The following is a 15,906-nucleotide window of genomic DNA, read 5'->3' as shown; positions in this document are numbered from 1 at the left end:
ATGAAAATCAAGGGTCTACAGCATTTTTTGTTGTAGGCCTTTTTTTGTTGTAGGTCCGGGTCTGGTCCGAGTGTTTTTTTTCCTTGTTCCACGTGGGAAAAGCGGAGTTTGCATCTGTTTGCCCCCCCGGAGGATGAATTGTGAGGCAATCCCTTCCCAACAGATAGGTTAAAACCCACAGCTGTCCCGCAAATTAAACCCGACGTCAATCGCCCCCAGCCAAGCTATCCAACGCTGTGAGGATGTCGTTGCTACCCTCGTAATACATGAATTTTTCTATGCCAATCACGAGTTCTCTCGCCCTGTCTGCACCAGATTCGTGGCTACGGGAGAAATGATTTTCTGCCTTTCGAAGACATTCTATCGCCCGCTCGAACAAATCACTATCTGAATATTTGTCTGGATCAAGGAACCCTTGGACTACAACGCGGAACCGCAACAGGAAGAGAAAAAGGCGTGCAGCTTGAAAAAATCTCTGTTTATAATTACCATCACAAGCTTCCCGCGCCATCATTTTTACGGTTTCTTCCGTAAAAGTTTTAGCCTGCCGGGGCGTCATAGCCATCGGGCTGTATTCTCTTAGGCTCAATAACCGCCAAAGGGCTTTATAAGAATGTATTGGGAATGGGATCGCGTGAGTACTTTTTAGTCTTCGAAAAATCTGTGTATACAAAAGTTGAAAATCTTCTTTCGCCGTAAAAATCCTTCCTGCGGCCTCAACGCCGTAGGTCCACTTATTGTCATAGTGCCGTTGCGAAATATATTTTCGAATTTCCTTTTTAACGTTTTCGGGAGTCTTTGCAAAAAGCCAGCTCACCCTTGTAACAAATTTCCTTCTATAATCCTGTCGAACGCGTGGAAAATCGCTTGCAGCCTTGTTCGCTATCGCAGTAATCATTCGAGAGGCTTCTTTTGTCCCTGCTATTCCATCCTGATCAATGGGTCTCAGACACTCAAAGCCCTTGTCTGAAAAATTGTTAGTAACCCATGTTAAGGCCTTTTTGATATCTTCTACCGTATCTATGAATCGAATTTCGTCTGGCTTTGCGTGCAAGTATTTCTTAATTACCCAACTGTTAGTCTCCAAAAATGACGCATTGGGATCGATCTCAAGTTTAACAACATCCGGCCAGCCCCGGGTGGGGGGTGGTGGCGGATCGGCTTCCTCCATTGTCGAATAATCCAGAAATATTTGACGACCCCTCAGAAATGCCGAGTCTTCGGAATCGCTTGGGACCAAGGTGATTTGCGCCAAACCGCTGGCTGGCCGAATCTCCACAGAAACATCCACAGGTATATGCTGTTCCGGAACGGAAGGAAATGCAAACTCCGCTCGTCGAAACGGATTGCCGAACATTTCGATGGCCAGCCTCTTGGCGTATCTACCCTCGGCGTTCTCGCTATTCGCAAAAGCATTGAGCACTTTCTCGTAAGAACCAGTCTGTAGAACTTTGGCGTCAATTTCGGCACGCTTGGTTGTCGACAATGCGGCTCCCTGTTCCGCAAGCTCTTCCGGTGTGTGCAGAACGCTCCGGACCAGCATGCCCCCTTTTTTTAAAAATACTTGAAGCTGCTGCGCCCCGGGCTGAATCGCAAATTTGCTCTGAATGGGAGCAGGTTTGAACGGTTTGCCACCTTCGCATGTCTCGGCGTTAAGCAACTCCACCCAGACATGATCCCCCCGCTGCTCAACAAGCACGGACAGCTTCGGAAGCGTATCAAGATAGGTGGGCAGTCCCATATCGAGACGCCGCCCATACTCTGCGCAACCGTCCACCAGCGCATTTTCTCCGTGGGCCAACCAGATAGTATCAAGTTGCGGAGATGCTGAAGCGACTTTAATGCCTCGGGATCGGAGCTTATCGGATGCCGACAGTATCCATTGCGGCAGCTGGAGTGGGCAAAGTGGCCCGGCAACAATGACTCCGCGCAAGCGGCTTTGAGGCTGGGAATCCAGAACGTTTGTAAAAAGCTTCGCGAAGTGCCCCCCTGCGTCCCTCTCCTCTTCTCCGGAAGCAACCGTAAAAAGCCGGCATGAGTTTCCCAAAAGCGAACGTAGGCGGGTATTCGGCACTGCTGAAGCTTTCCGCGCACACTTGTTAAGTGTTTCGTTGGGGCTCCAGAAAATCCAATGATCTTTAAGGCTCCATACATCCCTATCCGAAGAAAACGGTCGATCGGACATAGCCTCCCATACATGGGGGAAATTCGTAAACGCTTGCCAGAACGCGCCATCATCCATTTCTGGATAGGCGGCGTCAAGTGCGTTGGCGGCCCAATCAAAGCCTGTAAGAGAAGAGACATGCCGCGGCCGTTCGCGAACGGGGATAACGAATATGGTATTGTCGTATTTTTCTCGATGCAACTGAAATGTGGTCATCTCCACACCGTCTGGCCCAAGGTATACCACGATGATGTGCTCCTTCGCGTCCGTGTCCACATCAAAGGCGTTATTTTGATCCAATTCGGACAACCAGGAAATTGCTGCGGCCACGGGCCGCCACAACAGCTGAACATTCTCGAATCCACAAATTTTCAAATCCCGAAGCAACGCCTCCTGCCCAAACTCGTCCAGAGCATCCGGTATAGCGAGCACAGCCGTATCCTGTGGCCTGCATCCCGACTTTGTGAGCAGATCCACCACGTGCGCAGAAATAATACGACTCAGAGTGAAACTGACGCCTCCGCCCACCTGCCAACAGGCCGAACGGTCCCCTGCCTCCACCAGCGCACGCCAGACACATGGAATAGGCGCACGCCGAAGAAAGGTGCCCTGCCGAATCCGAGCTTCGGGGGGCCAATACAGTCCCGAGTGAATGCGCTCCTGTTCTGCCGTATCGCCAGTACAGATTATCCCGGAAGGGCGGACGGGAAGCACCGCGTCCGCAAGATAGAATGACCCGGCACTCGTTTCGCCCTCTACCTGGAACACTCGATCAGCCAAACCGAATGCGGCACAGCCGAATATTTCTTTATTGTTCATACCAACCTGTCAAACCTGTCGTATAAATGACATGCAATAGATTCCATGACCCCATACCACTGCCGGGGATCAGCAGGCAAAACCAACACGGGCGAGTCCGATGACTCTCGTACTAAATCAGCACCCTCTGCCTCTATAGAGCTGGTAACCACCAATCCTTGCAACATGGGCAAATTCGGAATTCGCCACCCGGCCAGAATATTTCTATGAAACCCCAACGCACTTGTTGCAGACCTGGAAATATCCTCCCAGGGGATTTCAAGGTCTGCCCCAGCGGAGTTCACAGCCCACACAATGAGCACATTGCTTTTGCTGGAGAATTCGCCCAAGGGGCGGATAACAAGGTAAAGATGTCCTCCGGTCCGGCCCAAATTTTGCGACAGGATATGTTCATGGGCTTCGTCCGGATGCACCACCTCGAGGATGGCAACAGGTCGGGCTTTACCGTTAACGATCCGATCGATGACAAACGGACCTGGTTCGGACCCGCCACACGTACGGCTTCCTAGCATCTGTTCGCGAGTAACGTGCAAAGACGATCGTAACACCTTTCGTATACAGATGCCGTTGTTTGGCGGTTCCTCGCTTTCGATATAGACGATAGCAAGATTTACGAGCAACCGAACGATATCAGCCCAAGTACGGGCCTGCCAGTCCCAAAAACGGTCCTCTTCCTCTTCCCGGCGCAACAGGCGGCAGTACCAAGCCCAAACCTTACGGTAACGCAGATCATTTTGTAGCACATAATTAGGCCGCACCCCAACCCCGGCCCTGAGAACGCCCTTGAAATCCGGATGGTTGAATCCATCCAAACATATCTTTCTAAAACGCCGCACGTCCTGCGCCCTTTTGGATTTCACGAACTCCGAATTAATGTCCACCTCGCTGCTGATATAGCGGAGGGATTCGACATTGCAACGGTGCATGAAGTCTTTGAGTACACGGTTTTCCAACACGTCAAAGGACTCTCGACGTACCACTGCCAAAAGTTCCTGTCTACGCCCGCCTTTTTCAGCCATATTGGCCCCGGACTGACGCACATACCACTGCAGACACTGTACATCGGCCTCACCGATACGATCAATTCGCTGCATGTTGCGTTCACGCAAAAGAATTCGGCGCATTCCCGAGACCGTTCTGGAAAGACTGGTCTGCAGCTCCTCGGCGATACGTACGATCAGGGAAAGACGCGGTTGTTGTAATTCATTCCTTTGTTCTTTAAGAAATTTCAGAACAATACTCCAAGGAATTATACCAGTTCGCGACTGCCCGTTAACCTTCTCATCCAGCAAATCATCATAGAACTGGGACCAGCCCAGAACCATTCGCGCTAAAGGGCTTTCTGTCTTGCCGTCCTCCAAAGTTCGTCGCTTTGCCCCCAGAGCTTCGATGGATAGTTCCCAACGCTTACGGCCAGAGGTTACCATCACATCTCCACGGCCCCGACCAGTTTGTGAAATTATGCCGTGCGGAGCCTCATACACTGCAATTCCGTTCGATGATACCGGTCCAAGAGAAACAAATTTCTCGTACCGCGCGGCAAGCACCACCTGAGTACCGGGCATCACGGAAAGCACCGGGGACCCACGAAATGGCAACACCACCTCCGCGCTCGTGGCAGGAACGGATTCTTCCTCGACATCCACGGACCATGGCCAGTGATGAAAACTGACAGCAATAGGCGCTGGCATCATAGACTCACCTAACTCCTCGACACACCTTGCCAGTAAAACAGATTGGTATTGCTCTTTGTTTTTGCCTCATCGAATGCATTGGTGAGTTCGTTGTCCCCCAAGTCCACGACAATATCTTGTATTTGCTTCAAACAATCTGCCGCATGCGGATCCAATACATCCAGGCCGCGGAGTTTAGGCAGGATCTTCTGTTCGATCTGATCCGCAAAAGCCAGCTTGTAGACTTCTCTCGTTCCGACTCCGGGATAGTTGGACACATAGGCGCGAATGGCCTTTTCCACGCGATACCCAAACGGCCTGCCTACTTTTTGAAGGGCAGTGTTGATCTCCTCCGTCCAGTTGGCCACCGTTTGGTTCCACGACGACTGTTCATTGTAAGGGTGAATCCAACTTGTCCAAAGTTCATGCGACAAGAACCTTTCAGCCTTTTCTGCCCCCAGGGGCTCAGGATTGTCCGTCAGTCGTTTCGCGGGTTTGCCGAAGCGCAGCACGTTGGAACGGTCGAGGACCTTGTCCGAAAGGCTCTGGGTGGTCTCATCTTCGTTCATCGTACCAACAAAGAGTACATTGCCGCCGACCCACAAGCGCGAAGCCGCGGCACCGCCCGGCCCAAGGTCCAAAACAATTTCAGCTCGCTCACGGTCGGATGTGTCCAACGGATTTTTTACATCCCGCCGAAGCTCCAGCTTGGACAAGAATTCACTGAAATAGTATTCTGTACGCGCTAGGTTCATCTCATCCATTAAAACCAAAAGCATTCTGTCTTTGCTGGTCTTCCCGAGCCCCATAAAAGAATGGTGTTCATCCATTCGAACCAAAGCCTGTGCCAGTTCCGTAGGCTTGTATCGTTTTTCCAGATAATTGTAGAACCCAAACATATCCTGGGGGGAATCCCAGCGTGGCTGTACAGCCATGACCAGCGAATGCATGCCCATAAATCGTGAATATTTTATGGGCAGCAGGGTTTTGCCAGTACCGGACACACCCGACAACACGGTCAGAGGATTGATATCTGCACACTTGAGCGAGGTATGAAAGGCGTTGACTACACGATCGGGGAAGGTCAGCCCTTCTTTAGCAAGCTGGTCTTTGAATTCCTGCAGGATCTGGCTCTCATTCATCTGCAGACGCTTTGTCGGGAATTCCTTAGGATTGAGACAGGCTGGTTCTACCAATAGATCGCTGAAGGATATAACGGGGTTTTCCTTGTTCCCGCCAGCCTCCTGATCCAATTCCTTACGAAGTTCATTGACGCGAACCTGCAAACGATCCTCTTCAATTTCCAAACGGCTCACAGCTCGTTCGAGTTCTGCCTGCCTTTCCTCAATCTGGACCAATTTAACATATTTCGGAGCGAAGTCACGTAACTGCTGTTCCACCTCACCCAACTCGGTCTTCTTCTTTTTCACTGATTCGGAAAGTTTATCCCGCAGCCCTTCTTGCCAAACGCAAGCATCCTGAAGGTTCTGTTCCTTCTTTTCTAAAGAAGCGACCTTGTTCGTTTTTTCGGATAGCTGATCCCGAACGCGCCTAAGCTCTTCACGACCAAGATTTAGTTTTTCAACTTCTTGGCCAAGGTCATGTTTTTGGCTTTGCATGGCCCCAATATCTGTATACAACTCAGATAGCCTATATTCCTTGTTCGAAATTTCTGTCCTAAGATTCTGCTCCTTCTCTTCCAAACAAGTGACCTTATCCACTATTTCAGATAGCTGATCCCGAGCTTCGCACAGAGCCTCGCGACCAGCATTCAGGGTTTCGATTTCTTGTCCAAGCTCAATCTTCCGGCGTTGCATCGCCTCAATTTCTGGATCCAACTCAGACAACCGGGACTCTTTGTTCACACACTCGGCTCCGAGACTCTGAAGACGAGCCTCAACATCGGCAATTTTCTCGCGCAGATCCTGCTGCCGGCACTCGGTCTCCTCAAGACGTTCCTTCGACATCCTGTACTCTTGCATCAAAGTAATCGCGGCTTCCTTTTTTTCCCTCATTTTTTCATCAAGAGACTGTATGCGCTTCTCCACGGCTTTCTGGTGTTCTTCTTCTATCCGCAAAAACTCTTGGCCGCTTTCCTGTCTGCTCTTAGCGATTTCTTCCTGTAACGTTTTGAATTCTTCTGCTGCAGCATCCCTCTGATGTGTGACAGCCTGCATTTCTTCGTTAATCTGGTGAATCTTCTCCGCATGTTGCTGCTTTTCCAATTCCAGTTGCCCCACCTCATCACGAAGCGCCTGATTCTGGCTATCCATAGACTGCCCTTTCCGGGTCAGTTCATCCAGTTCAAGGCGCAGGGTTTCCTGTTTTGACCTTTCACCATCAACACGGAGCAATTCTTCCTTCTGGCCCAGAATATGAGAATGAAGCGCATCAATATCCGCTTTTAAAAGTTTTTCTTTAGCAATGAGATCAGCCACATTCCCTTCCAAATCTGTAATAACGGCAATTCTTCGACTGTTGAACAAGTACAGGAAAAGAACGGTCAACAGAATGAACGCTGTAATTGATGATGCAAGAAGCCATATGGATGTAGGAATAAGTGGGATGGCAATATCCATTATAATTTCTCCTTCTGTTTTCTGGATGCACTACCGATGTCAGCGGTAGGAGCTTGTGGCTGATTCAGCTTTTTACGAACAACTTCAAGTTGGGCACGAACTTCCGTTTGTAGTGCTTCGGCATCGCGAACCATATTTTCCAGCATGCTTTTCAGCTTATCACCATTGGAAAGGAGGGCTGAGGATGCTTCATCACGCAGTTTGCGTACATCTTCCAAGGTACGCGCTGCCTCGGTCAGGGTTGCTTTGAGGTCCGCAACTGCGTTTTCCAATCCCTGCCCTGTTCCCTCAGCCCCCGAAACATTCAGCGAGAGGCGAGCCATAAGCGCCGTAAACTCCTTCAAGGCCTCTTCTGCTGCCCGTACCTGAATATCCAGGGAGGTTACGGCCTTAGCGATCCTCTGATGACCTGTTTCGAGCTTGCGGCTATTTTCCTGAAGGGTCTTGGCGTCCGCACCAATATCTGCAACAGCCTGTCCCAACTGCCCGACCTGATTTTCAAGGCCTCGGGCTTCTGTCGTCAGCCGCGCCTTCAACAATTCTATCTGATTGCCAAGAGTATCGAACCGTTTAGTAGCGCTTGCCAACTCTTTCTGGGAACTTGAAATGTCATTCACTCTGGAATCAAGGTCCTGAACATTCCTGCCCAGCGCGGTGGTACCGCTATTCAAGGACTTTATGGGACCTTCCAACTGGGCGATCAGACGCTGGACTTGGGTTTTAACTTCGGAACCCGCTTGAGCCAGATCAACAACAGCCGCGCTCGTATCACTCCGATCCTTACGAATTTCTTCCACCAAACGAGCAAGACTCTCGTTGGAAGTATTCAGTTCTTTAATAGTATTTCCGGTATCTTGAGAGTTGGTCGCAAGGTCAGTCACGGTTTGTCTGGCTTTGTCGGCTGTGCGCTCCAAGGTGCCCGCCGCATCCTCGGCCTTTTTTCTGGACTCCTCCATATCGGATGCAATGTTTTTGAAATGCGAGGCGAGCTCCACAAGTCTGCTATTGTCTTTACCCAACGTTTCCAGCTCCGAAAGACGCGTCCCTTTGGTCTTCAATAGGATGTCAATCTCGGCGTCCAGTGACTGCGCATGATTCTTGAGACTCGTCACCTTGGACTCCAGCCGGACCGCATCCTGCCGAAGTTTAGCGACCTTGAGACCCAGAGCCGACTCCTCAGATTTCTGCCCGGACATCTCGGATTGCAACCGTCCAGACTCCTTCCTGGCTGCCTTGGTGACAGACTCAGCTTGCCTTCGGTCCTCAACAGCCGCCTCAAGTTCGCTCTGGAGAGTAGAAACATTCTGCAACAACACGGTCTCACGGTTGGTAAGGTCTCGGAGCTTTCCTTCCAACCCCGCAACCTTTGTGCTCAGATCCATATGGCGTGATGACAATTCCGGGAGCTCATGGAGAAGCTTCGTGTGTGTAGCAATATCCGCCCCCAGGGTTTTGGACCGTTCGTCCAATAAGACCTTTTCCAACCGGAGCTGGTTGCGTTCAGACTCCAGGTTCATGACCTTGATTCCACAAAACAAATTCAATAATATCGTCACTGCTACGGCAACGATCATAAGCCAGTTGGGAGGAAACAAAGCCTGGTGGAGCAACTTGCCCGACCCCTTGCTCTGATCATTCACCCGGGTTGTACCCGGATCATTTTTACGAAATATCATCGGTATCTCTCCATATTTCAAAAATAGAATCTACACATTCGTGAAGATTTTCCCTCAATTGGTATACCCAGAATCGTTTCACGCGCCAGCCCAAACTTTTAATTTGGTAGTCACGCCAGATATCCCCCTGCTTGCGGGAGCCGTCCGGGTTACGGTGATACCGATCCCCGTCCACTTCAATATCAATCTTCAGCGGCCTGTCTCCGGTACGCAATAGGGCGAGGTCCAACCGACGTCCGGCAATGGGGTACTGCACCACAGGCTCCAGACCCCGCTCTACCAACGCTTTATAGAGAACCTTCTCCCAGGGGGAATCGTGGGGGGCCCAAGGCCCTTGAGCCTCTCTAGGAACACCACGAGTGCGTTCCACCGCGAGGCGCTCGATATGCTTGATGCCACATGAGCAGGCCCAACTTCGATTGCCTACCACATGCAGGACAGCCCGGGCCCGGCTGACCGCGACATTGAAAAGGTATCCCTGTTCCTTTAAAAAATGGATGGAACCCTTAGGCATGTCGGGTCCGGCACAAAGGCTGAAAAACATGACATCCCGTTCATCGCCTTGGAATCCGTGGGACGTGTCCACATGCAGGCGTGTCTCCCGCATGGTGTCTTGGGAAATTCCCTGCTCATACAGAGCATCGTTGATGCGATTCGCTTGCTGTCTAAAAGGTGTGACCACACCGATGCTGCCTCGGAATCCGCTTTCCAGGAGTACGACAATCTGCTGTATCACGACATTACACTCCTCCGGGCAATGGCACCCGCTGGGGCCACCACTGCGGATTTCGGCCACCACAGGGGTCCAGTGCAAACCGGGCCGCATGCCCGTTGGAACACTTAGACGCAGGGGGTCCACCGCGACCCTTAGCCTGTTGTCATAGAATAATTCATTGGAATAATCGGCTATATCCGCATGACTGCGGTAAGTCTCACTAAGAAACACAGGTTCAACGCCGTTAGCTTCAACGAAAAGATCATACAGCGAGGTGTTCGCGTAAGAGAATCGACTTAGAGAGTATTCGGAAAGACCTACCCGTTGACGGATCAACGCATCCTGCCCCATACCTATGTGTGCGATGTGCCGTAACTGGAAGGGATCGCCGATGACCCCTGCCCGGCGCGCTCGATACAGGACGGGGATAACGGAAGCCATGTCACACTGACTAGCCTCGTCCAAGATGGCCAAATCAAACATGCCCGCAACCAAGGGCAATCGAGAGCCTACGGACAGGTTGGTAACAGCCCAGCATGGGAAGTGGGACAGCAGTAATTCGATGTCCCGTTGCGCCTGATCTAAGATGGACTGCTCTACATTGCGGCCCATCATCCCGGAGGACAAGGAACCCAAAGCCGAGCGCAAGTTCGCCAAGCGCTCACGCTCTCCGCCCGAAGGTAGGCCGGTTCCACGCGCGGCCAAATCCAAAGGAAGAGCTCTTTGAGTGATCTCCTGAATCTTTTCGGATAGGTCGGCAATCTCACTGGAAAGGACATCCACACCTGGAAGAGGTCGAAGCTTGTCCGCCACTTCATGCGCTCCTTGCAGAGCTGTGGCATAGAGCTCCGCACGGCGTAGAGTTGCAAGATCGTCCGCCAAGCCGGTCAGGCCACCATTCCGGGAAGCGCATGACAATGTGGGCATGCCCATTAGTCTGCACATTAGCCTTTTCTTCATCCGCAGCAGGAACAGCCGCGCATGAGCGCCGATCCGTTTCGCGCGGGAGCCGGTTAGCAAGATTTCCAGAATCCTCTCTACTTCACCCACCCAGCCACTGGGGTACTTTGCGTACCGCTCACCTAACGCACGGCAAAGCTCGTCAGATAAGTTCATGGAATGGAATGCCGCAACCTCCTCATGTTCGCTCATGCAGTTTTTTAGATTCTCTATCTCCCGGGCGATGCAAGCCCGCTCTCCACGGAGTCGAAGCAGCCCGTCCGCTTGCTCCAGAAGGGCATGGCACTGCAGTTCGGCTTGATGGTTATGGCTGCCCTCCAGCAGCAAACGAATCATGGTCCGAAACGTAATTTTGAGATTGGGATCATCTTTGGAGTTGGCACGGATCACATAAGGACGGCCATCCTCCACCTGTAGGCGGCCCATGACTGCATCAACAGCCTTATGGTTTTTACTGGCGAACAACACGCTTTTCCCACGCAGGCGCATGCCCGCCATGGCGGCGGCCGCAACCTGACTTTTACCGGTACCCGGTGGCCCAGTGACAACGGAAATATTCGCCTGCTGCAAGGATGTCACAGCCTGGCGCTGTTCTGCATTCAAAGGCAACATATCCATAAGGGTTGAGGCGTGGTCAAGCCGAGGATCTGGATCGTCCTGTTTGCACTTATTCAAGAATAAGGCACCCAGAGCTGTACGTTCTAATTCCTCCTCCGGCCTCTCAGCAATATGGGCAAGCTCCGAGAGCAGGGTTTTGACATATCGCCCGTGCTTTCCGAGCATCAGCACTGCGCGGTTGTATATCCCGCTTTTCATGCCCTGCAGAGAATCACCTGACACGGAATGTGAAATAAGCGGCTCGCGAATCTGATCAAAAAGCATGGCCGAGAGGGTTGAGGTCATATGCCGTAGGGATTGAGAAACACCTCCCAACAGGCTCTCTGCATCTGCATTGACATCCATGAACCCACAGCTCGTCAGAAAGGCTTTTTGCTGATCTTTTTTCCGCAGACTATTGTTGAGCCAGGAGAGGTTGACCTCGGGTATGGGGTCGATGGCGAAAAAGCATCTCCGGCGTGCGTCATAAGACAACTTGAACTGAAATACGGGCCGTACTATTGCGCTCGGAGGAATGTCATCATGGGATTTCTGGAGCACCAGTATTTCTACGGGATAGCCGAGCACAAAGGGCGTGCTGGGGTCCATAGCCGCCAAGCGGTTAAGAAAACCAGTGTGCCTTGACTGAGGCGGGACAAACCCGGTGAACGGCTTTCCGAAACGTGGCATCCAGTCCCCATGCCTGGGAAGATAGACGAACTGATCTCCCTCTTTTTCATCATATTGGATCGCTACTGCACCAGCTTCATGCTGGACGCATTCGATTAGATAGCGAAGAAACTTTCGGAAGGTTTCCCAGTCCGGCACGCTATGAATTAATTCTTGGGAGTCGCTATCAGATTTTTTTAGGCCCAGCCAAGCCAAAGTCTGTGACGACAATAACTTTGAGAGCCTGTCCGATGCACGAAAGGGGTGTGATGGTGAGGGTGACTTCGATTCATTACGACGACGCTCTACACCTCGCCAGGAAAACGTCACATCACCGTTATTCATCGAGGACCGTACGGCCTTAAGCACATCTATGTATTGGCTTTGTGGACAGGAGGTAAACCGTCTAAGAATCTGGAGGCAAGAAAATATAGAATGCCCGCTATATAAAGCGGCTTCCAAATCCTTATTTTTAAAAGACAAGTCTTAAACCTCCCGTAAATAATTAATCTAAATTATTTATAGACAAGAACAATATAGCTAAAATTCAGGAAAATAAATACTTCGGGACCTCACCCCTCAGGTCCGCAGTGCAAGCGCTTGCAAGCACTCGATGTTTCAGAATAGTTTCTCGCACAGGCTATAAAGTTCTTTTTGATCCAAAGCACTAGAACTTTTAACAATTACCCAGTTTGCACGTCTTCCTTTTAGAAACTCGAGTTTCATCAAACCTATCACGACCATACATAACTATATAAGTGCAAAGGGTTATTTCATCATCTGTATATAATTTCCGTAACATAGAAGAAATTCCTTTGGTTCCCAACTTCGAAATTCACCGGCGCTTTTGTAGTGTGCGAAAAAATACATTCGAATGGAATTGAGAGGTAAAGCTTATTTTTTCCATCAAGCGTAGTTCTTGATATATCGACTACCGACTTAAACGCTTTGAACCGGTTGATGAGAATTTTCCAGCACGTAAGTCTCAGAACCAAGGCCTTCCAGAAGAGCCTTATTCTACAGGGTATCCCGGCTTAAGTCGGTAGCCGATATATCCGCATTTTCATATAGGTTAAATGCCTACTCTCGGATATCCAAGTACTCATTTTTACTCTCGGGCTGCACCAATGTCAAGGCAATCCTCCCCCCCAGTCTTTTCCCTCCCGCCGAGTGTAACAACCCCCCTTTCAAATAGATATGATTTAAAAGAGGAACGAGCCTCAAGGTCCCCCTCAGTGTCTGCCGTAAGGCTGCGTCAAATGGTTCCGCCAATAAAGGGGACGTTTTTCGTATGATCCTCAGCGTGCCTGAGTTTGGAGCGAAGATAAAGGTGCCGAGCGTCACCCCCTAAATCAAAAAATTGCTAAAGGCTCGCTCAGAAATAAGTTCACAATTTTAGGGCTTGATCATAACTGCGGACACCATGTCACGGAGTCTGTCCCGCCCATTGCCGGCTTCTCCAACTCGATCCGGGGGGTGCCGGGCCCATGAAGCTAAAGCGCAAAAACTCAGCACGCCTCAAACAGTTTGCGCTTCTTAACGCTTCATGGCCCCGACAGCTTTTCCCCGGATCGCGCCATGTCGTACGCCGGTAACGGGCGGGACTCAGAGGCTACGCACAGCAAAATATGGCCGCAGTTATGATCAAGCCCCAATTTTAAGTGTTGAGGCGCCTGTCTGGCAAGGCACGAAAGTGCAGGAATATCAAGCATATTACGAGCTTTCGTAACGCAGCCAGGCAGGATGCATCGGCGCTTAAAATGGGAAGTTATTTTTGAGTGAGCCCTTAGCACCATGCAGGGTAAAATGTCTCGTGAGGATTTAATGGCCGCACTTGGACTGAAAGATGAAAAACACTTTCGGGAATATTACCAGCAAGCAGGGATTGCGCTGGGAGTAATCGAGATGACCCTTCCCGATAAACCCCGCAGCAGTAAACAAAAATACCGACTGACCGAAAAAAGGGCGCAGGGTTCTTACCGGCGTCAAAGGAAGCGAAAAATAACAAACATATTTTTTACCTGCTCTCAGTTGCAGCCATTTTCTGCTGCGGCTGCCTGTTAAATCAGAATAAAGCACCTCAGGTTGCTATCAACAAATATTATATCTGGTGGTTGCATCGTTAATCTCATTTGATCTGTGATTTAATCGCTGTTGACATGCCTTAATCCGAACAGACACAAAAAAAACCAGGCAACACCGATTCCGGCACCAACCATAAATACCCCCTTAAGACCCATCATAATCAATATCGGAGCAAAAAGAATCGGTGACAGGAACTGGCCGATAAAACCGAAGGTTCCCAGATAAGAGCTGAATCTTCCCCGAAAGGACGACGGGACAACGTCTCCGATCCACACCATTATCGTCGGCAGAATAAGTCCCTGGCTGACGCCGAACAGGGCAATCGACACCGCGATGATACGGCTATCGGAGGCCCGGGATATGATAGCGAACGCCACCGACCAAATTGCGACCGCGGTCAGAACGATCGCCGGATATGAAAATCGGGACCGTATCTTTCCGTAGATAAAGGCGGTCACCCCTGCAGCACCCGTCATGGCTGTGAGAAACATGCCGATCCTAAATGTGCTTGAGATACCACAGGTTTCCAGCAGTTGGGGCAAAAAGATGATAATAACATAGAGAAGTACATTGGCAAAAAACATAAGGCCGTAAATGATCATCAGAAGGATTGGATTTTGCCGGAATAACTTGAACACCGTTGTGCCGTTATCGAATGATGGCCCAGTCAGGTGATGGGTTACCTGTTCCGGAACAACTCTCATGGCAAACAGCCCAATGGGTATGGCCAGCATGTAAACGGCAAAGGGGAAATGCCATGAAAAGCCGCCAAGAGCACCTCCGATCAGCGGCCAGATGACTCCGCCAAAACTCTGGGCGCTTCCTCGCCAGCCCATGGCCCTGTCACGGTCACCGCCTTCGTACATGCTCAGGATCAGCACATTGATGGCAGCGAATATACCGGCAAGGGCAATCCCGAGACAGGCCCTGCTCACCAGAAGCACCCAGTAGGAATTGATCAGCAGGCCGGACCCGCCGGCAAGCCCATAGCCGATAAGTGAAAAGATAAACGGCCATCTGGCCCCTTTCCGATCAATAACGCTTCCCATCAGGGGGCTGAAAAGGGCCATGAACAGCCCATGGGTGGTTATGATTAACCCAACCGACGAGGGGTCAACCCCCAAACCATCCCTCATCACATTGAGAACCGGCGCGATGATGCTGCCGGCCATGATGGTGAGGGTAGCCGAAGTGAGGATCACACCCAGAGAGAGCCTTTTAGAATCGATCATTTTTGCTGGACATCCTTATTATTTACCCTGCGGGAAAGCCAAAAAAGCCCTGTCTTCTGAGCCTGTTCGCCTCTGAAGGGTTGCCGATGGCTCGCGGTAGCTTAATAAAATTTCGCCCTCGGACGCGGGAATGACGGGTGAGGGTACTTTTTACCAGTTCATCAATATTTTTTATGTCTTGATTTGTATACAGATAATCATTGTGTGAAACACTTTCGGGACGAATTGATCTCACGTTTTTATCTATCGTTACCCATCTGAATCGTCAATAGAAATATGGTCATTTAAAAAGTATTAAATATCCTTTCAATATCTGAAAACGCCCAGCATCAATTCCCAATCAACAGCTTCCACCAAAACCAAGCACCCCCCCGTCATCCCACTCCGCCCCTTTTGATTGACGCAACCCGGAATACGCAATGCGGGTTTGATCATAACTGCGGCCACAATGTCACGGGGCCTGTTCCGCAGCCTGTTGAGATCTTCTCTCGATGGCGCCGTTGCTGACTTTTACCTTTACTTCTTTACTCATGTCGATTATTTCCTTTATAAGGTTTTTAAAAAAATACCGAAACGTCAATTGTTTCTTGTCAGGCTTGCCTTATCGATTTTCCATGAAATCTTTTAAACTATGACAACTCACTGCTGGGATAAGTTCAGGGGAAATACAGATTAAACTGTACAATACAACGATATTGTTTTGGTAAGCGTCAGCTTTGTTCCGGTTTTTTTATTCA

Annotated in this window: 7 protein-coding genes; 1 reads left to right on the top strand and 6 read right to left on the bottom strand. The window is 50.4% G+C overall.

All coding sequences use genetic code 11. From position 1 onward, the window contains the following. Window positions 1-205 precede the first annotated feature (205 nt). The 5 genes from PHQ97_13135 to PHQ97_13115 are packed head-to-tail and all read right to left on the bottom strand — an operon-like array spanning window position 206 to window position 12,335. Window positions 206-2,983, bottom strand: coding sequence for a hypothetical protein (locus PHQ97_13135; GenBank protein MDD4393680.1), 2,778 nt, complete (start codon window positions 2,981-2,983; stop codon window positions 206-208). Then, window positions 2,980-4,677: a DUF2357 domain-containing protein gene (locus PHQ97_13130; GenBank protein ID MDD4393679.1), complete on the bottom strand. Its 1,698-nt coding sequence runs from the start codon at window positions 4,675-4,677 to the stop codon at window positions 2,980-2,982. Before PHQ97_13130 ends, PHQ97_13135 begins: the two co-directional genes overlap by 4 nt. 8 nt (window positions 4,678-4,685) lie before the next feature. Further along, window positions 4,686-7,235 carry a hypothetical protein gene (locus PHQ97_13125; GenBank protein MDD4393678.1) on the bottom strand — a complete coding sequence of 850 codons (2,550 nt, stop codon included), beginning with the start codon at window positions 7,233-7,235 and terminating at the stop codon, window positions 4,686-4,688. Next, on the bottom strand, window positions 7,235-8,911 hold the full coding sequence (locus tag PHQ97_13120) for a hypothetical protein (protein ID MDD4393677.1): 1,677 nt from the start codon (window positions 8,909-8,911) through the stop codon (window positions 7,235-7,237). The genes PHQ97_13125 and PHQ97_13120 overlap by 1 nt, the downstream gene beginning before the upstream one ends. Then, the gene (locus tag PHQ97_13115; protein ID MDD4393676.1) at window positions 8,898-12,335 is read right to left on the bottom strand and encodes an AAA domain-containing protein; all 3,438 of its coding nucleotides are present in this window, start codon (window positions 12,333-12,335) and stop codon (window positions 8,898-8,900) included. Before PHQ97_13115 ends, PHQ97_13120 begins: the two co-directional genes overlap by 14 nt. A 1,311-nt stretch (window positions 12,336-13,646) precedes the next feature. On the opposite strand from PHQ97_13115, the gene PHQ97_13110 reads away from it, so the two are divergent. Beyond that, the gene (locus tag PHQ97_13110; GenBank protein MDD4393675.1) at window positions 13,647-13,916 is read left to right on the top strand and encodes a hypothetical protein; all 270 of its coding nucleotides are present in this window, start codon (window positions 13,647-13,649) and stop codon (window positions 13,914-13,916) included. 80 nt (window positions 13,917-13,996) lie between these two features. Here the strand turns inward: PHQ97_13110 and PHQ97_13105 are convergent, their stop codons facing one another. Beyond that, the gene (locus tag PHQ97_13105) at window positions 13,997-15,169 is read right to left on the bottom strand and encodes an MFS transporter (GenBank protein ID MDD4393674.1); all 1,173 of its coding nucleotides are present in this window, start codon (window positions 15,167-15,169) and stop codon (window positions 13,997-13,999) included. Window positions 15,170-15,906 lie beyond the last annotated feature (737 nt).

The organism is Desulfobacterales bacterium, from assembly GCA_028704555.1.
Taxonomy (GTDB): Bacteria; Desulfobacterota; Desulfobacteria; order Desulfobacterales; family JAQWFD01; genus JAQWFD01.
This window is presented reverse-complemented; position numbering and strand designations above follow the sequence as displayed.